This window comes from Caballeronia sp. GAWG2-1 (assembly GCF_023631405.1).
GTDB lineage: Bacteria > Pseudomonadota > Gammaproteobacteria > Burkholderiales > Burkholderiaceae > Caballeronia.
Map to the genome: position 1 here is coordinate 373,088 of NZ_JALQDD010000038.1, position 19,079 is coordinate 392,166.

The window sequence follows — 19,079 nt, forward strand, 5'->3', positions numbered from 1 at the left end:
TGCAGTCAGCACACTGTTTGCAAGCGATCCGCGCAGATGCGCAGCACTTCGTCCGGATCGCGCCGCCACCAGTTTTCTTTCGAGAAAATCTCGACTTCGACGAGTCCGTCATATCCGGCTTGCTCGACGTTACTGCGCACGGCCGCCAGGTCGATGCCGCCATCGCCCATCATGCCGCGATCGAGCAACAGATCGCGTGTCTCGCGCAACCAGTCGCATACATGAAACGCGAGCAGGCGATCGTCTTGTCCCGCCCGCCCGATCGATGCCTGAAGCGCCGGGTCCCACCAACAATGATAGACATCGACGGCAACGCCGAGAAAGCCGCCATGTCCGGGATCGACCTGCGCGCAGATATCGAGCGCCTGCGCGAGCGTGTTGAGCACGGCGCGATCCGCCGCGTACATCGGATGAAGCGGTTCGAGCGCGAGCGGCACGCCGCACTCGCGCGCCGTATCCAGCAATTCGGCGATGCCTTCGATCACCTGCGCGCGTGCGCCATTCAGATCGCGACTGCCCTCGGGCAAACCACCGACGACCATCACGAAGCAGCGTGCGCCGAGTGTCGCGGCATCGCGCAGGGCTGCCTTGTTCGATTCGATGTTCGCCTTGAATTGCGCGCGATTCGCCGCCGGCACATATGTCGAACGGCAATAGCCCGTGACGCTCAACCCGAGCGCCCTGATCTGCCGCGCGATGTCGGCGACGTTCGCGTTCTCCACCTCGTGACGCCACGGCGCGATGCCGCCAAATCCCGCTGCGGCGATGCGGTCGATCGTGACGCTCAACGCCTCGCGATGGCCAAGCGTCGCCGTGTTGATCGAGCACAGATCGAGTCTTCCCTGCAGGTTTCTCATGTTGATCCCCGTGTGATGTCGAAGGCGATCCGCCGCGATTACTCGGCGCAGCCGAGCGCTGCCATGACTTTCCGCACTCGGCCGATGGCGTCGTCGGGATTGCGCAGCAGGCCGGCCTGATCGGCGAGACGAAAGACCTCGGCGAGATAGGCGGGCGGACGCATGCCGTGGTGGCCGCCAAGCAGGAAGAAGTGGTCCTGAAAGCCGTTTAGATACGCAAGGAATACGACGCCCGTCTTGTAATACTGCGTCGGCGCACGAAAGATATGGCGTGACAGCGGCACGGTCGGCGCGAGCAGCGTGTGGAATGTATGGAGGTCGTCGTTGGCGAGCGCGGCGAGCGCCTGCGAAGCGGCTGGGGCAATCGCATCGAAGATGCCGAGCAGCGCATGCGAGAAGCCTCGTTCATCGCCCGCAATCAGACTTGGATAATTGAAGTCGTCGCCGGTGTACATCTTCACCTTGGGCGGCAACTGACGCCGGAAGGAAATTTCCTTGGCGTCGTCGAGCAGGGAAATCTTGATGCCATCGACATGATCGACGCTGGCGCCGATCACATCGAGGCACACTTGCGCCGCGCGCTCATACGACGAATCGCCCCAGTAGCCGGCGAGTTCCGGATCGAACATCTCGCCGAGCCAGTGCAGAATCACGGGCTCGTTACACATGGCGAGCACTTCGCGATAGACGCGCCGATAGTCGTCGGTCGAGCGCGCGACTCGCGCGAGCGCGCGGCTTGCCATGAGGATGACGCGTCCGCCGACGCGCTGCACGGCTTCGAGTTGCTCGGCGTAGGCGCGAATGACCTGATCGCAGTTGGTGATCGAACCGGGTGAGACGTGATCGGTGCCGCAGCCCGATGCGATCGACGCGCCGGGAATATCGCGCGTGCCTTCCATGGTACGCGTGATGAGTTCGAGGGCGCTGTTCCACGTCAGACCCATGCCGCGTTGCGCGGTGTCCATTGCTTCGGCAATGCCGAGACCTTGCTTGATGAGATAGCGCCGATAGTCGAGCGTGCGTTCCCAGTCGATGGCGGGTGGCGCGTTCAGTTCACCCGCGCGCAGCGGATCGGCCACGACATGCGCCGCCGAATACGCGATGCGATTGAACGGCCGCGCGGGCGTACGCACATCGAGCGGTGTGCCTTGCAGACGGTAGCTTTCTATCGTGCCGAGCGAGGTCGGCAGCTTGAGCGTTGAGTTCATATGCGGTTCAGTATTTGTTGACGAGTAAGCCGCCATCGACACGGATGGCCTGTCCGACGCTGTACGGCAAGCCGCCGGTCGCGAGCGAGCGCACGGCCGTCGCCACTTCCCGCGGCGTGCCCCAGCGTTTGATGGCGGTGAGCCCTTGCTCCATTTGCGCGTCGTAGCGCGCGCGGGAAGGCGCTGTCATCTCGGTCTCGATCAGGCCGGGCTGCACTTCGTAGACGGCGATTCCGTGTTCGGCCAGGCGCAGGGAAAACAACGTCGTGGCCATCGACGATCCCGCCTTCGACACGCAATATTCGCCGCGCAAGGGAGACGCCGCGACGGCATTCGACGAGGTGATCGTGATGACGCTCGGATGCGCCGCCATGCTCTTGCGTATGCGAGACAGAAAGTGCCGCGCAAAAGCCTGCGTGAGAAAGAACGTGCCGCGTGTGTTGATGGCCATGCACCGGTCGAAGCTCTCGGGCGTTACATCGAGCAGATCGCCGCGCGACATGACCGACACGCCCGCGTTGTTCACGAGGCAATCTATAGGAGCGTCGAGCCGCGCTTCGATATCGTGCAGCGTGGCGTGATGCGAGGCGATATCCGCCAGATCGGATACGACGGCAATGGCACGCGCGCCGGTTTCTTCGACATCGGCGACGGCTCGATCGAGTTCGTCGGAAGCCACGGCGTCGGTCAGCGCGATATCGAAGCCCGCGCGGCCCAGTTCGACGGCAATCGCATGGCCGATGCCGCGCCGGCTGCCCGTGACGAGCGCAACAGGACGCGCGCTCATAACGATGCTCCGTTCGCAATCAGATCGCGCGCAATGATCGTGCGCTGAATCTGGTTCGTGCCTTCGTAGATCTGCGTGATCTTCGCGTCGCGATAAAGCCGCTCCACTTCGTAGCCGCGAATGTAGCCGCTGCCGCCGAATATCTGCACGGCGTTGGCGCTGTGCTTGACGGCCGTGTCGCCCGCGAAGCACTTGGCCATCGAGCAGGCGATGCTCGCGCGCTCGCCGGATTCGAGACGCGCGGCGGCATCGTGCACGAGCAGGCGCGCGGCCTGAATGTCCTTCGCCATGTCGGCGAGCATCCACTGAATGCCCTGGAATTCGGCGATATGCGTGCCGAACTGCTTGCGCGTCTGCGCGTATTCGAGCGCCGCTTCGAGACCCGCCTGCGCAATGCCGACCGCGAGCGCGGCGATGCCCACGCGGCCCTTGTCGAGTGCGCTCATCATCATGTGAAAGCCGCGTCCTTCTTGTCCGAGGAGCGCGTCTTCGGCAAGCTTCACGCGGTCGAAATGAAGCTCGCCCACCTGCGATGCGCGCTGTCCCATCTTGTGTTCCTTCGGCCCCTTCGATACGCCCGCCAAGTGGCAATCGACGATAAAGATGCTCATGCCGCGCTTGCCCGCAGCCGGGTCGGTACGCGCGAGCACGAAGGCAAGGTCGGCGACGGGCGCGTTATGAATCCACAGTTTCGCGCCGCTGAGTTCCCAGCCGTCGGCGGTGCGCGTGGCCGTGGTGCGGATGCCGGAAACGTCCGTTCCCGCGTCGGATTCGGTAATGCAGTAGGCCGGACGCAACTCGGCGCGCAGCAAAGACTCCAGGTACTTCGCACGTTGCGCGTCGCTGCCATGCGCGCTCAACAACGTGCCGACGAGTTCGAGCAGGCCGCATTGATCCGCCACCGACGCATAGCCGCGCGACAACTCTTCCATCACGAGCGCGTAAGCCGTGACGTCCATTCCCGCGCCGCCGAACTGCTCCGGCACGGTGATGCCGAAGAGTCCCAGTTCGCCCATCTGCTTGTAGATCTCCGCTGGAAAACGCTCTTCGCGATCCAGTTCCTCGGCCAGCGGCCGGATGACTTCCTGCGCAAACCGCCGCGTCGTGTCGCGAATTTGCTCGTGCGTTTCCGAGAGTCTCATGTTGTCTCCATGCATATCGTCAGATCAGATATTTGCGGCAGGACTTGCGTTGAAGGTTTACCCGCAGCCAGTCGAAATACCGCTTGAATTCAGAGGTTTCGTGTGCCAACATTCGCAGCAAGTAACCATCTGGTGGGTTATTTAAGACCAACGAATGGCCGCTGTCAATGGCTTTTGCGGCTGCTTCCCAAAGGAGCTTTCAGTGAACAAGTGGACGGATGCTGCCGCTGCGGTCGGGCAGATTTTCGATGGCGCGACCATCGCACTCGCGGGTTCCGGCGGCGGGCTGCTCGAAGCCGACGCCGTGCTTGCCCAACTCGAAAAGCGCTTTCTCGAGACGGGACATCCGCGCGATCTGACCATCGTCCACGCGCTCGGCATCGGTGACGCAAAGGGCAGCGGCCTCGGCCGATTTGCGCATGAGGGCATGGTCAAACGCGTGATCGGCGGACACTGGAGCTGGGCGCCCGCCATGCAGAAGCTCGCTCGCGACAACGCCTTCGAGGCCTACAGCTTTCCCGCCGGCGCCATCAGCACGTTGCTGCGCGAGATTGGCGCGGGGCGGCCCGGACTCGTCACGCATGTGGGACTGCGCACCTTCGTCGATCCGCGTATCGATGGCGGGAAGATCAACAAGCTCGCAAGCGAAGACCTCGTCGAGCTGATCGAACTCGATGGCCGCGAATACCTGCGCTACAAGCCGTTCAAGGTGGACTTCGCCATCGTGCGCGGTTCATCGGCGGATGAGAGCGGCAATGTCACGCTGCGCCGCGAACCGGCCGACCTCGATGTCTACGCCGCCGCGCTCGCCGCGCATAACAGCGACGGCCGCGTGATCGTGCAGGTGAAGGAGCGCGCCCCGGAAGGCTACGTGCCGGCGCGGCTCGTGCGCATTCCGGGCATTCTCGTCGACACGCTCGTGGAGACACCGGAGCAAGTGCAATGCGTGGTGTCGGACTACGACGCGGCCTTGAGCGGTGAAGCGCTGTGTACCATCGGCGAAGGCTTCTACGAAGTGCCGACGGGCATTCGCCGCATCATCGCGGCACGCGCGGCGCTCGAACTGCACGAAGGACAATCGGCCAACTTCGGCTTCGGCATTCCGGGCGGCATTCCCGCGCTGCTCGCGGAGCAAGGGCGTCTCGGCACGTTTTGGGGATCGGTCGAGCAGGGCATTCACAACGGCGCGATGCTCGACGGCCCCATGTTCGGCACCGCGCGCAATGCGCACGCCATTCTGTCGAGTGTCGATCAATTCGATTTCTACAGCGGCGGCGGCGTCGATGTCTCTTTTCTCGGCATGGGCGAAATGGATGGCGCAGGCAACATCAACGTGTCGAAGCTCGGGTCGACGGTCGTCGGGCCGGGCGGCTTCATCGACATCACGCAAGGCGCACGCAAGATCGTGTTTTGCGGGAGTTTCGAGGCGAAAGGGCTGGATGTCGAACAGGCGGGAACGCGCTTGAAGATCGTGTCGCCGGGCAGCGTGCCGAAGCTCGTCGAACGCGTGCAGCACATCACGTTCAGCGGCGAGCAAGCATTGCGCAGCGCGCAGGAAGTGCTTTACGTGACCGAGCGGGCGGTGTTCCGGCTGGAAGCCGAAGGCGTGCGGCTGATCGAGGTTGCGGACGGCGTGGATATAGAGCGCGACGTGCTGGCGCGCATGGCGTTTCGTCCGCTCGTCGATGCAGCGTTGCTCGCGCGTATGTCGGCGGCGCAAGAGAAGGTGGCGTGACATGGCAACGCCGCTGCCCAAGATGCTCGCCGTGCCGTTTTCAAGGCCGCACGAGCCTCAGGATGGTGTCGATATTGAAGTCGAGACGGCTCTTGAGTGCAGCCTTGTCCATGAAGTCGATGTCGAAGATCACGCCGCTCGTGAAGCGATTCGTGAGGTAGTAATAGCCGATGGCGGCCATGGTGATATGCAGTTGCCGCGCATCGACGCCACTACGAAACACGCCCGCCTCGACGCCGCGATCGAGGATACGTTGCAGCATCGAAATGAAGCCCTGGTGCAATTCCTTGAAGCGCTGCGACTTCTTGACGTGCCGCGCGCGATGCAGGTTCTCGCTGTTCACGAGCGTCATGAACTCGGGGTTCTTCAGGTAGTAGTTCCAGGTATGCGTGGTGAGCGCGACGATGGCTTCCTCGGGCGAGAGATGGTCGAGGTCGAGCTTGAGTTCGGCGGAGCGGATGTCGGCATACACGTCTTCGAGCACCGCGACGAACAACTCCTCCTTGCTGCCGAAGTAGTGATAGATCATCCGCTTGTTGGCCTTGGCGCGCGTGGCGATGGCTTCCACTCGTGCGCCCGCCATGCCGAGCTTGGCGAACTCTTTTTTCGCGGCATCGAGAATCCGGGCCTTCGTTACTTCGGGGTCCCGCTGTCTGGGTTGACGGGTGACGACGGCTTCGGCGGACTTGGATGCGCTTCTCGGCGTAGCGGGGGTGAGGGTCATGTGCGTGGTCGAAGGATGAGCGGTCGGGATGCCTGAAGGCACTCGGTATGTCAGCGACTATAAACCAAAAATCGGCTTGTACGGAAGTAACCGGATGGTGCAGAATGGGTTCCGTTGACGTGAGGCAGTGACCTTGTTCTCACGCTTGCAGCGAATGCCGGGCGCACCGCGGAAATGTTGAATGGAGACGGATATGAGTGATTTGAGCGAACTCGCAGCCTCGCTGCATCTTCCCGACGAGCCGCTGCGCACGCCGATGTTCATCGACGGAAAAAGTCATGCGGGCTCATCCGCTGAATGGGTGACGCGCAAGAGTCCGGGGCACGGCGTGGGCGTCACCGCGACGCTGCGTGCGTCATCCGGCGATCTCGATACAGCGGTTGCCGCTGCTCGGCGCGCTTTCGACGATGGCCGCTGGTCGCGCTTATCCGGCGAGCAACGCGCAACGGTCCTTTTGAAAGCCGCGCGCCTGATTCGCGACAACGTCGAGACGCTGGCGTATCTCGAAACGCTCGAAAGCGGTAAGCCTGTCGGCCAGTCGCGCGGCGAAGTCACGGCGGCTGCGGGCATCTGGGAATATGCGGCGGGCCTTGCACGCGTGGTCCATGGCGACTCGCACGACACGCTCGGGGCCGACATGTTCGGGCTGGTCATGCGTCAGCCGGTGGGAGTCGTCGGCATCGTCACGCCGTGGAATTTTCCGTTCTTCATTCTTTCGGAGCGTCTGCCCTTCGCGCTGGCTGCGGGATGCACGGTGATCGTCAAGCCGTCCGAACTGACATCGACCACGACGCTCAAGCTCGCCGCGTTGCTCACCGAAGCGGGTCTGCCGGACGGCGTGGTCAACGTCGTGACCGGTCTCGGTCCGGTGGTCGGGCAGGCGCTTGCCGAACACATGGACGTCGACATGATTTCGTTCACCGGTTCGACGCAAGTGGGCCGTTCGGTGCTCGCGGCGGCGGGCGGCAACATGAAGAAGGTCGGGCTTGAGCTCGGCGGCAAGAATCCGCATATCTTGTTCGCCGATGCCGATCTCGACGACGCCGCCGACGCCATCGCCTTCGGCATCGCGTTCAACGCAGGACAGTGCTGCGTGTCGGGCAGCCGGCTCGTGGTGCATCGCTCGGTCGAAGCGGAGCTCGTCGAACGTATCGGCGCGGTGCTTGCCAAGGTGCGCATGGGCGATCCGCTCGACGCGTCGAATCATGTCGGTGCAATCGTCGAGGCGCGGCAGTTCGACAAGATTCGCGGCTTTATCGATGCAGGCACGCACGACGGCGCGCAACTCGTTTGCGGCGGTAACGCCAGCAGCGATGGCGAGCGCTTCTTCATCCAGCCGACGGTGTTTCGCAACGTACAGCCGGGCAGTTCGCTCGCGCAGGACGAAATCTTCGGGCCGGTTCTTTCAGTGACGCCGTTCGACGGTTTCGAGGAGGCTATCCAACTCGCGAACGGCGTGCCGTACGGTCTCGCGGCGAGCATCTGGACGCGCGACCTGCAAGGCGCGTTCAAGAGTCTGCGCGATGTGCAAGCCGGACGCATCTGGGTCAATTGCACGATTACCGGCGGACCGGAAATGCCCATCGGCGGATTCAAGCAGTCGGGTATCGGCCGCGAGACGGGACGCTACGGCGTCGAGGAATACACGGAGATCAAGTCCGTGCATGTGCAGCTTGGCAATCGGCCGCGCTGGATCGCATAGCGCGAGTGGTTCACGAGAGCGGCCTTCGAGAGCCGCGCGGACGGCCACGCGCGACTCGTGGCGAACAAAGAATCGGAGACAGCAATGTATGACTTTGTGATCGTTGGCGGAGGCGCGGCGGGTTGTGCGCTCGCGGCGCGTCTGAGCGAAGACGCGAGCAGCCGTGTGCTGCTGCTCGAAGCCGGTCCCGCCGATACCGACCCGTACATCCATATGCCGGTCGGCTTCTTCAAGATGACGAGCGGCCCGCTGACCTGGGGCTATCGCACGGTCGCGGCGGCGGAAACGCAACGGCGGCAAATTCCGTTCGCGCAAGGCCGCGTGCTCGGCGGCGGCGGTTCCATCAACGCGATGGTCTACACGCGCGGCCAACCCGCCGACTACGACGCATGGGAACGCGAAGGCTGCACGGGCTGGGGTTTTCGCGATGGCGTCCTGCCTTACCTTCGGCGCATGGAAGACAACGAGCGCTTGTGCAACGAATATCACGGCGTGGGCGGGCCGCTCGGCGTGTCCGATCTCATCAGCGTCAACGAACTGACCAAGGCCTTCGTGCTGGCGGGTCAGGAAGCGGGCCTGCCGTATAACAGCGACTTCAACGGCGCTCAGCAGGAAGGCGTCGGCGTGTATCAGGTCACGCAGCGCGGCGGCAGGCGTTGCAGCGCGGCGGTCGGCTATCTGCAACAGGCGCGCTCGCGCGGCAACCTCACCGTGAAGACGAACTGTCTCGTGTCGCGCATCGTGATCGAAAACGGTCGCGCGGTGGGCGTCGAATATGCCGATCAGAACGCGCGCTCGAATGTGATCGTGGCGCGCGCCGAGCGCGAGGTGATCGTGACGGCGGGTGCAATCGGTTCGCCCAAGATCCTGATGCTCTCGGGCATCGGCCGCGCGGCGGATCTCGAACGCGTCGGCATCGAACCGCTGCATGCACTCGACGGCGTCGGCGCCAATCTGCAGGATCACTTCGACATCGACATCGTCTATGAGCTGAACGGTCCGTACAGTCTTGACAAGTATGCGAAGAAGCACATGATGCTGCTCGCCGGTCTCGAATACAAAATCTTCAACAAGGGACCGGTGACATCGAATATCGCGGAAGGCGGCGCCTTCTGGTATTCGGCCAGCGACGTGCCGACGCCCGACCTGCAGTTCCATTTTCTGCCGGGCGCGGGCGTGGAAGCGGGCGTGCCGCCGGTGCCGTCCGGTTCGGGCTGCACGCTGAACTCGTATTTCCTGCGTCCGAGAAGCCGTGGAAACGTCACGCTTCACAGCGCCGATCCCGCCGATGCACCGGTCATCGATCCTGCCTACATTCGCGATCCCCACGATCTCAAGGTGGCCGTGGAGGGCATTCGTCAGAGCCGCGAAATCATGAGTCAGAACGCGCTCGCCAAGTACATCAAGAGCGAGCACTTTCCGGGCGGCTCGGTACGCACGCAGGCCCAATACGAGGCGTACGCGAAGCAATACGGACGCACGGGCTATCACCCGGTCGGCACCTGCAAGATGGGTATCGACGAAATGTCCGTGGTCGATCCGCAGTTGCGCGTGCATGGCATCGAAGGGCTGCGCGTGGCGGATTCATCGGTGATGCCGCGTATCGTCAGTTCGAACACGAACGCGCCGACGCTGATGATCGCGGAGAAAGCCTCGGACCTGATTCGCGGACTCGTTGCGGCGAAGGCGCCCGCGACGGGCCAACTGGCGGCGCACGCGGGCCGCTCGCTGCACGACGTCACCGTGAGCGTGGCGTAGGCGCCTGAAGGGTTCGGCAGCATCGGATTCTTCGAGCCATAAATAACTATCCGTCTATTTATTCCATTCGTGGGAGACATCATGTCTGAACAACATCAACGCACGGCTTTCTCGCGCCGGGACTTCATGAGGCTGGGCGCCGGAGCCGCATTCGCGGTGGCGGGTGGCGGCTTGTCGAGCCTGTCGCTCGGCGCGGACAAGACGACGCTCGCCTGTTCGTTCCGCTCGCTCACCAATCCCTATCACGCGGCATTCAACAAGGGCGCGCAGGGCTTTGCCGCGAGCGCTGGCCTGCCTTATGTACCGCTGACGACCGAAGGCAGCTCCGAGAAAGGCATTGCCGACATTCGCGCGCTCCTGCAACGTACCAACGGCAATCTCGTCCTCAATGTCGATCCCAACGACTCCGCCGATGCCCGCGTGATCGTCGAAGCCTGCTCGAAGGCGGGCGCGTTCGTGACGACGATCTGGAACAAGCCGAAGGACTTGCATCCGTGGGACAACAACCCGAACTACGTGGCGCATCTTTCTTACGATGGCGTCGCGTACGGCGAGGAAGCGGCGACGCAACTTTTCAAGGCGATGGGCGGCAAGGGCGGCGTCGTTGCGCTCGGCGGCATCTTCAGCAATGTCCCGGCGATCGAGCGCAAGGCCGGTCTCGAAGCCGCGCTAAAGAAGTTCCCCGACATCCAGTTGCTCGACTTCCAGGTGGCCGACTGGAACTCGCAAAAGGCGTTTCCGATCATGCAGGCGTGGATGACGCGCTTCAACTCGAAGATCAAGGGCGTATGGGCCGCGAACGACGACATGGCGCTCGGCGCCATCGAAGCGTTGCGCGCCGAGGGGCTCGCGGGCCAGATGCCGGTGACGGGCATGGACGGCACGCCGCCCGGACTCGCCGCGATCAAGGCGGGCGAACTGATCGCGTCGGTGGACTGGGACCCGTATTGGCTTGGCGGCATCGGCTTGTCGATGGGCTTGCAGGCGAAGGACAAGAAGATCGACGTGGCCGCCTTGCCGAAGGACCGGCGAGAATCGTATTGCAAGGCCACGTTCGTGACGAAGGCGAACGTCCAGGACGTCATCAAGCGGGCGGCCGCGCCTGGCGGTGACTGGAACAACCTCTATGCCCGCGTGTCGGGTCCGGTGATTTATCGATGAACAAGTTGACCGTGGCGCCCACCCGGCAGGCCGTCCGCATAACAACAACCGGGACTCCATTGGTATCGAAGCAGGCTTTGCTGCGACGTTTCGCACCCGTTCTGGTGCTGGTGGCGCTCGGTCTTTGCATCGGCGCGCTGAACCACGATTTCTTCGATCCGATGAACCTGTCGCGAATCGCGGTGGGCGCGGCGATTCCGTTGACCATCGCCTTGGGCGCCGCGTTCGTGATTCAGCTCGGCAGCATCGACCTGTCGGCGGAAGGCATCGTCGCGGTCGCGGCGATTGCCGTGTCGATGCTGGTCGAGAACTCGTACAACGATAACCACTACGGGCTGTGGGTGCTCGCCGTGGCGATCGCGGCGGGCGCGCTGCTCGGCCTCGCCAATGGCGTGCTGCACGTGTTCCTGCGCATCCCTTCGTTCATCACGACGCTTGCCGTCGGCTTCGTGGCGACGGGAATCGGCACTGCGTGGCTGTCGGGAAACACCATCCGCGTGAGCGACCCGATGTTGCGCGCCATCTCCATCACGCGTTATTTCGGCTTGCCTTTGTCGGTGTGGATCGCGGTGCTGGTGCTGGGAATCGCGTGGTTCGTCTACAAGCACACGCTGCTCGGCCGGCATACGCTTGCCATCGGCGGAGGCGAGGACCTCGCGCGTCTGAGCGGCGTGCGGGTATCGCGCGTGCGCATTGCGGTCTTCGCGCTGGCCGGTGCGTTCTATGGCGTCGCGGGCATTCTGGCCGTCGCGCAATACGGTCAGGGCCACGCGCGTATCGCCGATGGTCAGTTGTTCGTGGCGATCACCGCAATCGTGGTCGGCGGCACGTCGCTCGCGGGCGGCAACGGCAGCCCGATGAACACGCTCGTCGGCACGCTCATCGTCATCGTGCTCGGCAATGGCATGGTGCTGCTCGGCGTTCCGCCTTACGTGCAGCAGGGCATTCAAGGCGTGCTGATCATCGCGGCGGTAACGCTCGCGCTGAATCGTTCGCGCCGGCGCATCGTCAAATGAGCGTGAGGAGATGAACATGCTGTCACTCAAGAATGTCACCAAGCGCTTTCCGGGCGTACTTGCGCTCGACGATGTGTCCATCGACGTGCGGCCCAACGAGATCGTCGGTCTGATCGGCGAGAACGGCGCGGGCAAGTCCACGTTGATGAAGCTCCTGACCGGCGCGTATCGTCAGGATGCGGGCGAGATCACGCTGAACGGCAAGCCGCTCGTGATTCGCAATCCGCGCGATGCGACCTCCAAGGGCATCGCCATGGTGTATCAGGAGCAGTCGATCCTGCCGAACCTGACGGTCGCGGAGAACCTGTTTCTCGGGCGCGAAGAACAGTTCGTGACCTTCGGCCGCATCAACTGGTCGAAGCTCAAGCGCGCGGCGCAGAAGGAACTGGCGACCGTGCGTCTGAATATCGATCCATTGACGCTCTGCGAAGACATGTCCTTCGGTCAGCGGCAGATGGTGGAACTCGCGCGCGCCTTGTCGCTGGCGAGTCGCACGGGCGGCACGCCGATCATCTTGCTCGATGAGCCGACCTCCGTGCTCGAAGCAGGCGAGATCGAGATTCTCTTCGGCCTCGTGCGCGAACTGAAGTCGCGCGCCTCGTTCGTGTTCGTCTCGCATAGGCTCGACGAGCTGTTGTCACTTTCCGATCGCGTGTATGTCATGAAAGACGGCAAGGTCGTGTCCGAGATGGCGTCGGGAACGGCGTCGGTGACGAAGCTGCATGAACTGATGGTGGGCCGTACGCTGCATGGCGAGTATTACCGCGAGAATCTGCAGAAGCCTTGCCGCGACGATGTAGCGCTTTCGGTGCGTCACGCGTCGCTCGGACATGTGCTCGATGACGTGTCCTTCGATGTCCGCTGCGGCGAAGTCTTCGGAGTCGCGGGCGTGGTCGGCTCGGGGCGCGAGGAACTGTGCCGCGTCATCGCGGGACTCGAAAAGCTCGATCGCGGCGAAGTGCTGGTGGGCAGCACGCATCTGAAGCCGCATGCGAATCATGCCGTTGCATTGGGCATTGGCTACGTGCCGCGCGAGCGCAAGGTCGAAGGTCTCGTCACGCAAATGAGCGTCGCGCAAAACCTGACCTTGCCGCGTCTCAATGCGGTGAGCCGTGGCGGCATCGTGAAGAAGGCGCGCGAGCGTGCGTTCGCCAACGAATGGATCGAACGTCTGCACATCAAGACGCCCGGCGCCGATGCGTCGTGCCGCAATCTCTCTGGCGGCAATCAGCAGAAAGTGGTGCTCGCGAAATGGCGCTTCGCGGGCAGCCGAATCCTCGTGCTCGATCATCCGACACGCGGTCTCGATGTCGGCGCGAAGGAAGAGGTTTATCAGCTGATCCGCGAACTGACGGCGGACGGCGTGGCGGTGGTGCTGACCGGCGACACGCTCGAAGAGATTCTTGGTCTCAGTCATCGCGTGATGGTGATGCGCGACGGCCGCGCCGAAAAAATCCTGCCGTGCGAAGTCGGGCGCAAGCCTTCGCAGGTCGAAATCGTCGAACACATGGTCTGAGGTCGATATGCCACAACTGAACGCTCCCCTTGCGGCGAAGCTGCGCGACAACGCGCCGTTTCTCGCACTCGTCGTGCTCTACGTGTTGATCGAGATTGCACAGCCGAGCTTTCTCGCGCCATCGACACAACTCGGTTTGCTTGCCGATAGCTCGACGCTTTTCATCATGGCGGCCGGCACGACATTCGTGGTTTTGCTCGGCAGCATCGACCTTTCGTTGCAGGCGGTGGCGTCGTTGTCAAGCGTGATCGTCGCGATGCTGCTGCCGCGTTACGGCGCGATGGCGGCGGTGATCGCGCTTGCGGCTTCGTTCGGCATCGGGCTTTTGAGCGGCGTCATTCAGACCGTGCTGCGCATTCCCTCGTTCATCGCGACGCTCGCGGTCGGCGGCATTGCATCGGCGGCGGCGTTGACGTTGTCGGGTACGCGTTCCATCGGCATCAGCGACGAGAGGCGCAATGCATCGCTTGGATGGACCACGGGTACGTCGTTCGGCGTGCCGCATGAAATCCTGCTTGGCGTGGCCGTGTTTTTGTTCTGCCTGTTCCTGCATCGCTCGACGGTGTTCGGCCGTCGCACCGATGCCATCGGCGCGGGCGAACCCGCCGCCATTGCCTCGGGCGTGCGCGTGTCGGTCACGAAGTGCCTCGTGTTCGGCACCTCGTCGTTCTTCGCGGGACTGGCGGGCGTCGTGATGGCAGGGCGTCTTGGAAGCGGTTCGCCCACGCTTGCCGATCAATTCCTTTTGCCGGCCATCGCGGCCGTGATCGTCGGCGGCACGGCGCTGACGGGCGGCGCGGGCGGCATTGGACGGACGCTCGTCGGTGCACTGCTGGTGTCGGTGGCGCGCGTGGGCATGACCTTCGTCGGCATCAGCGTATTCGCGCAGCAGATCGTGTTCGGTCTGATCCTGATCGTCGCCGTCACCGTGGCTTTCGATCGGTCGAAGGTGTTGATCATCAAGTGAGACTTGCATTCGTTGAAGGACGGTTAGCTCATGAAAATCCTCGTGGCAGTGAAGAGAGTAGTGGATTACAACGTGAAGGTGCGCGTCAAGTCCGACGGCAGCGGCGTCGAACTCGCCAACGTAAAGATGTCGATGAATCCCTTCGACGAGATCGCGATGGAAGAAGCCGTGCGCCTGCGCGAAGCAGGTGTGGCGACGGAAGTCGTCGCGGTATCGTGCGGCGTCGCGCAGTGCCAGGAGACTTTGCGTACCGCGCTGGCGATTGGCGCGGATCGCGGCATTCTCGTCGAGTCCGGCGATGAACTGCAACCGCTCGCCGTGGCGAAGATACTGAAGGCGCTCATCGACAGGGAACAGCCGCAGCTCGTGATTCTGGGCAAGCAGGCTATCGACGACGATTGCAATCAGACCGGCCAAATGCTCGCCGCGCTGGCTGCGTTGCCGCAAGCGACGTTTGCATCGAAGGTGGTGGTGACGGACGGCAAGGCGACGGTATCGCGCGAGATCGACGGCGGCGCCGAAACGTTGTCGTTGAAGCTGCCTGCGGTGGTGACGGCCGACTTGCGCCTGAACGAGCCGCGCTATGTCACGCTGCCCAATATCATGAAGGCAAAGAAAAAGCCTTTGGAGACTTTGAAGCCCGCTGATCTTGACGTTGACGTGACGCCGCGACTGAAGACGCTGAAAGTCGCGGAACCGCCGAAGCGTTCGGCGGGCGTGGTGGTGCCGGACGTGAAGACGCTGGTCGAGAAGTTGAAAAACGAAGCGAAGGTGATCTGATGACGATTCTGGTAATTGCGGAACACGACAACGCGTCCATCAAGGCCGCGACGTTGAACACGGTAGCGGCGGCGGCAAAAATCGGCGGCGCTATTCATGTGCTGGTCGCCGGTGCGAACGCGCAAGGCGTGGCCAATGCGGCAGCGAAGATCGCAGGCGTATCTAAAGTGCTGCTTGCAGATGCGCCTCAACTCGCCGAAGGTCTGGCCGAGAATGTCGAGGGCACGGTGCTGAATATCGCGAAGGACTATTCGCACATCCTCGCGCCCGCGACGGCCTATGGCAAGAACATCGCCCCGCGCATCGCAGCGCATCTGGACGTCGCGCAGATCAGCGACATCACCGCCGTCGACAGTGCCGATACCTTCGAGCGTCCAATCTATGCGGGCAACGCTATCGCGACGGTGCAATCGAGCGATCCGATCAAGGTCATCACGGTCCGTGCAACGGGCTTCGATCCGGTGGCTGCGGAAGGCGGCAGTGCATCGATCGAGAAGATCGAAGCGGCAGCCGACGCTGGCATCTCGTCATTCGTCAGCCGTGAAGTCACGAAGCTGGATCGGCCGGAACTGACTTCGGCTTCGATCATCGTTTCAGGTGGACGCGGCCTCGGCAATGGCGAGAACTACACGACGGTGCTCGAACCGCTCGCTGATAAACTCGGTGCTGCGCTGGGCGCATCGCGCGCGGCGGTCGATGCCGGTTACGTGCCGAACGACTATCAAGTGGGTCAGACGGGCAAGATCGTCGCGCCGCGGTTGTACGTGGCGGTCGGCATCTCGGGCGCGATTCAGCATCTGGCCGGGATGAAGGACAGCAAGGTCATCGTCGCCATCAACAAGGACCCGGAAGCGCCTATTTTCAGCGTCGCGGATTATGGTCTGGCTCAGGATCTTTTCGAAGCCGTTCCGGAGCTGACGACGATCGTGTGACACATCAACGCCCAAGGAAGGCTCGATGCGCAAAATTCGAATCGCGATGGTCGGCGCTGGATTGGCTGCAACGCCTCACGCGCTCGCATTGAATGAATTGCGTGAGGAAGTGGAGGTCGTGGCGGTCGTCGGCCGTTCGCCTGAACGAGTAGAACGGTTCGCCAGCGCGCACGGGTTTCCTGTCGGCGCGTCTGTCGATGCGATATTGAACGACGCGACCATCGACGCCATGCTCGTCCTCACCCCACCGAATACGCATCTCGAACTGGTCGAACAGGCCGCCGCAATGCGCAAGCACGTGATGCTAGAGAAACCGCTCGATGTGTCGATGTCGCGCGCCACGCGCATCGTCGATATCTGCCGTACTGCGGAATGCAAACTCGGCGTGGTGTTTCAAAATCGCTTTCGTCCCGTCGTGCAGCGGCTGGCGGAAGTGAAGGCGAGTGGCGCGCTTGGTTCGATTGCATGCGCGGGACTCGATCTGCGCTGGTGGCGGCCGCAATCCTATTACGACGAACCGGGCCGTGGCACTTATGCGCGCGATGGCGGTGGCGTGTTGTTGACGCAGGCAATTCATTCGCTCGACATTCTTCTGTGGCTGGCGGGCGATGTGTCCTCGGTCGCGGCGGCTACAGCGACCACCGCGTTGCACACGATGGAGTCCGAGGACTTTGCAAGCGCTTCGCTTACGTTCGCGAGCGGCGCCGTGGGTCATCTTCTTGCAACCACGGCGGCGTTTCCGGGCTTTCCGGAGCGCATTGAGTTAATCGGCGATAAAGGCACGGCAACGCTCGAAGGCGGGCACTTGCGCGTGTTTTTCCGCGATGGAAGCATCGACGAGTTCCGCGATCCTTCGTCGTCGGGCTTCGGTGCGAAGCCGATGGACTTCTCGCACGCCGCGCATCGTGCGTTGTTGAAGGACTTTTTCGATGCCGTGCGGGATGATCGCGCGCCGAGCGTCAGCGGCGATGATGCGCTTCGTGTGCAGCGGTTGATCGAGCGCGTCACGGCGGATGCGGGGAAGCGGTTATAAAGCGTATGAGCGCACCGCTTGCCGGAACAATATGAGCACGGGACAATGGCGCTTTTCCAGAAGAGCGGTTCGCGCCATCGAACACCCCGATCATGCCTACCATCAGCGCGCTATTCGTCTATCCAGTCAAGTCATGCGGCGCAATCGCACTCGATCGCGTGCAGCTCGCCGTTCACGGGTTTCCGTGGGATCGCCACTGGATGGTCATCGACGAAAACGGGCGCTTCGTCTCGCAACGCGAATTCCCGGCGATGGCGCGCATCATTCCAACGCTCACGGCAGATGCGCTCGTGCTGAATTCCCCCGATACTGCGGAACCGCTCGAAGTGCCGCTTGCGCGCGCGAAAGACCCGGCGCGCGTTGCCGTGAATGTCTGGCGCGATCACTTCGAGGCGTTAGACGAAGGCGTGAGCGCCGCGCGCTGGTTCTCCGCACGCCTCGGCGTTCCCGTGCGGCTCGTGCGCTTTGCCGACGACGTCACGCGCCTCGCGAGCAAGACGTGGACGCGCGATGCCGACGCACCCACGCAATTCGCCGATGGCTTTCCGCTGCTCGTCACCAACCACGCCTCGCTCGACGATCTCAACGCGCGTCTCGAAGCGAAGGGCGCGCCGCGCGTGCCGATGAATCGCTTCAGGCCCAATGTCGTCTTGAGCGGTCTCGACGCCTTCGAGGAAGACTTCATCGATACGATCTCGGTCGATGGCATCGTGTTGCGCATGGTGAAGCCGTGCGCGCGCTGTCCGATCACGACGGTCGATCAGACGCACGGCGTGCGCGACGCGCAATGGCCCAACGAACCGCTCGACGTGATGATGGGCTGGCGCGCTAATGCTCGTGTAGATGGCGGCCTCACGTTCGGGCAGAACGCGATTGCTCTTGACGGCGCGGGCCGTGAGTTGCGCGTTGGCGCGAGCGTCGACTATGAACTGAGTTTTTCCGACGACTTTTAAGGCGCGTCCCTCTTCCTCTTCAGCGCGGCATTGCGCGTGCTGGTTTTTGGCGGCGCGAAGGTGCGCGATGCATCGAGCAATGCTAGGGCCGTTTCCGCGCTCGCACTTGAGCGGCCTCTGAGTGAACTTGTTGTCCTGCGCTTGTCGTCGAGCAGCTACACCTAAAGTGATGCACGCGTCGCAATCGTCAACACGCTGCTTCGCGCGTGTCGTTAGAACGCGGTGGCCGTTGCATTGTCGCAGCGCGAGCCACCGTCGATCGACCCCCGGATGTCCCGCTGAACCCGTCTTCCGGGCGACGTGCATGGTTTGTCCGACGACGCGCTGACTGGCTGCGCCAGTTGCGGATTTGCGTTCATCTGCGAATTGCCGACGACACTCGAAAGGTACATGGCCGAGTCTTGTGGCGAAGCCGGATTTTCTGCGCGTGCCGTACAGGTCAGACAGGTCGTGAGTGCAGCCAGCAGGATGGAAAGTCGCATGACGGACCTCGAAGATGAACGTTGAGCGGCGTGACGTGTATTCCTGGCTTCTGCCGCGATTCAGCCAGATTGGTGCATTGCACAACGTCAGGTTTCTCTGGCCAAAAAGCGTTGTCAACCGGATAAATTTGCTGGCGGATTATCTTCGACGCGGTAGACGATTTATCGCTCGTGGTTTTCGAGGGAGCATGTCGTACCGTCGCTTTGATCGGACGCAAAAAAAGCCCGCTAACAAGCGGGCTAAAACTCTTCACCCAGAGGGCCGCAAGGAGATACGGTCCTCTCGTTGAGGCTCGGACGTTATCGGCAAGAATCAACGAGAGAAG

At 62.7% G+C, this 19,079-nt stretch carries 17 protein-coding genes; 11 read left to right on the forward strand and 6 right to left on the reverse strand.

The window, feature by feature from the left end; all coding sequences use genetic code 11:
• Positions 1-5: 5 nt before the first annotated feature.
• The 4 genes from NCR98_RS25985 to NCR98_RS26000 are packed head-to-tail and all read right to left on the reverse strand — an operon-like array spanning position 6 to position 3,994.
• A complete protein-coding gene (locus tag NCR98_RS25985) occupies positions 6-857 on the reverse strand; it encodes a sugar phosphate isomerase/epimerase family protein (protein WP_250527741.1) in 852 nt (283 codons plus the stop codon).
• Positions 858-895: 38 nt separating this feature from the next.
• The gene (locus NCR98_RS25990; protein WP_250527742.1) at positions 896-2,065 is read right to left on the reverse strand and encodes a dihydrodipicolinate synthase family protein; all 1,170 of its coding nucleotides are present in this window, start codon (positions 2,063-2,065) and stop codon (positions 896-898) included.
• A gap of 7 nt (positions 2,066-2,072) precedes the next feature.
• The gene (locus tag NCR98_RS25995; RefSeq protein WP_250511628.1) at positions 2,073-2,852 is read right to left on the reverse strand and encodes a 3-ketoacyl-ACP reductase; all 780 of its coding nucleotides are present in this window, start codon (positions 2,850-2,852) and stop codon (positions 2,073-2,075) included.
• Positions 2,849-3,994 carry an acyl-CoA dehydrogenase family protein gene (locus tag NCR98_RS26000; protein WP_244830549.1) on the reverse strand — a complete coding sequence of 382 codons (1,146 nt, stop codon included), beginning with the start codon at positions 3,992-3,994 and terminating at the stop codon, positions 2,849-2,851. Before NCR98_RS26000 ends, NCR98_RS25995 begins: the two co-directional genes overlap by 4 nt.
• Before the next feature lie 202 nt (positions 3,995-4,196).
• Here NCR98_RS26000 and NCR98_RS26005 point away from each other — a divergent pair, with 202 nt between their 5' ends.
• Entirely contained in the window at positions 4,197-5,729 is a 1,533-nt protein-coding gene (locus NCR98_RS26005; RefSeq protein WP_404989367.1) for an acyl CoA:acetate/3-ketoacid CoA transferase, read from the forward strand.
• 40 nt (positions 5,730-5,769) lie between these two features.
• On the opposite strand, the gene NCR98_RS26010 is transcribed toward NCR98_RS26005, so the two are convergent.
• Positions 5,770-6,453, reverse strand: a complete 684-nt coding sequence (locus NCR98_RS26010) for a TetR/AcrR family transcriptional regulator (RefSeq protein ID WP_244830546.1) — start codon at positions 6,451-6,453, stop codon at positions 5,770-5,772.
• Between the two features lie 193 nt (positions 6,454-6,646).
• On the opposite strand from NCR98_RS26010, the gene NCR98_RS26015 reads away from it, so the two are divergent.
• The 10 genes from NCR98_RS26015 to NCR98_RS26060 all read left to right on the forward strand — a co-directional run bounded on the left by NCR98_RS26015 (position 6,647) and on the right by NCR98_RS26060 (position 18,271).
• Positions 6,647-8,155, forward strand: a complete 1,509-nt coding sequence (locus NCR98_RS26015) for an aldehyde dehydrogenase family protein (protein ID WP_250527744.1) — start codon at positions 6,647-6,649, stop codon at positions 8,153-8,155.
• An 84-nt stretch (positions 8,156-8,239) separates the two neighbouring features.
• On the forward strand, positions 8,240-9,913 hold the full coding sequence (locus tag NCR98_RS26020; protein ID WP_244830543.1) for a GMC family oxidoreductase: 1,674 nt from the start codon (positions 8,240-8,242) through the stop codon (positions 9,911-9,913).
• Between the two features lie 81 nt (positions 9,914-9,994).
• Positions 9,995-11,074, forward strand: coding sequence for a sugar ABC transporter substrate-binding protein (locus tag NCR98_RS26025; RefSeq protein WP_244830542.1), 1,080 nt, complete (start codon positions 9,995-9,997; stop codon positions 11,072-11,074).
• A 77-nt stretch (positions 11,075-11,151) separates the two neighbouring features.
• Complete coding sequence (locus NCR98_RS26030; RefSeq protein ID WP_250527745.1) at positions 11,152-12,090, forward strand: ABC transporter permease; 939 nt, start codon at positions 11,152-11,154, stop codon at positions 12,088-12,090.
• 16 nt (positions 12,091-12,106) lie between these two features.
• Positions 12,107-13,606, forward strand: coding sequence for a sugar ABC transporter ATP-binding protein (locus NCR98_RS26035; protein WP_244830541.1), 1,500 nt, complete (start codon positions 12,107-12,109; stop codon positions 13,604-13,606).
• Between the two features lie 7 nt (positions 13,607-13,613).
• Positions 13,614-14,573 carry an ABC transporter permease gene (locus NCR98_RS26040; RefSeq protein WP_250527746.1) on the forward strand — a complete coding sequence of 320 codons (960 nt, stop codon included), beginning with the start codon at positions 13,614-13,616 and terminating at the stop codon, positions 14,571-14,573.
• 30 nt (positions 14,574-14,603) lie between these two features.
• Complete coding sequence (locus NCR98_RS26045) at positions 14,604-15,353, forward strand: electron transfer flavoprotein subunit beta/FixA family protein (protein ID WP_250511636.1); 750 nt, start codon at positions 14,604-14,606, stop codon at positions 15,351-15,353.
• Entirely contained in the window at positions 15,353-16,285 is a 933-nt protein-coding gene (locus NCR98_RS26050; protein ID WP_250527747.1) for an electron transfer flavoprotein subunit alpha/FixB family protein, read from the forward strand. The genes NCR98_RS26045 and NCR98_RS26050 overlap by 1 nt, the downstream gene beginning before the upstream one ends.
• A gap of 25 nt (positions 16,286-16,310) precedes the next feature.
• Entirely contained in the window at positions 16,311-17,318 is a 1,008-nt protein-coding gene (locus NCR98_RS26055; protein ID WP_250527748.1) for a Gfo/Idh/MocA family protein, read from the forward strand.
• Positions 17,319-17,410: 92 nt separating this feature from the next.
• Positions 17,411-18,271 (forward strand): MOSC domain-containing protein, encoded by an 861-nt coding sequence (locus tag NCR98_RS26060; RefSeq protein ID WP_250527749.1) that lies wholly within the window; start codon positions 17,411-17,413, stop codon positions 18,269-18,271.
• Positions 18,272-18,483: 212 nt separating this feature from the next.
• On the opposite strand, the gene NCR98_RS26065 is transcribed toward NCR98_RS26060, so the two are convergent.
• Entirely contained in the window at positions 18,484-18,753 is a 270-nt protein-coding gene (locus NCR98_RS26065) for a hypothetical protein (protein WP_250468353.1), read from the reverse strand.
• Positions 18,754-19,079: the final 326 nt, after the last annotated feature.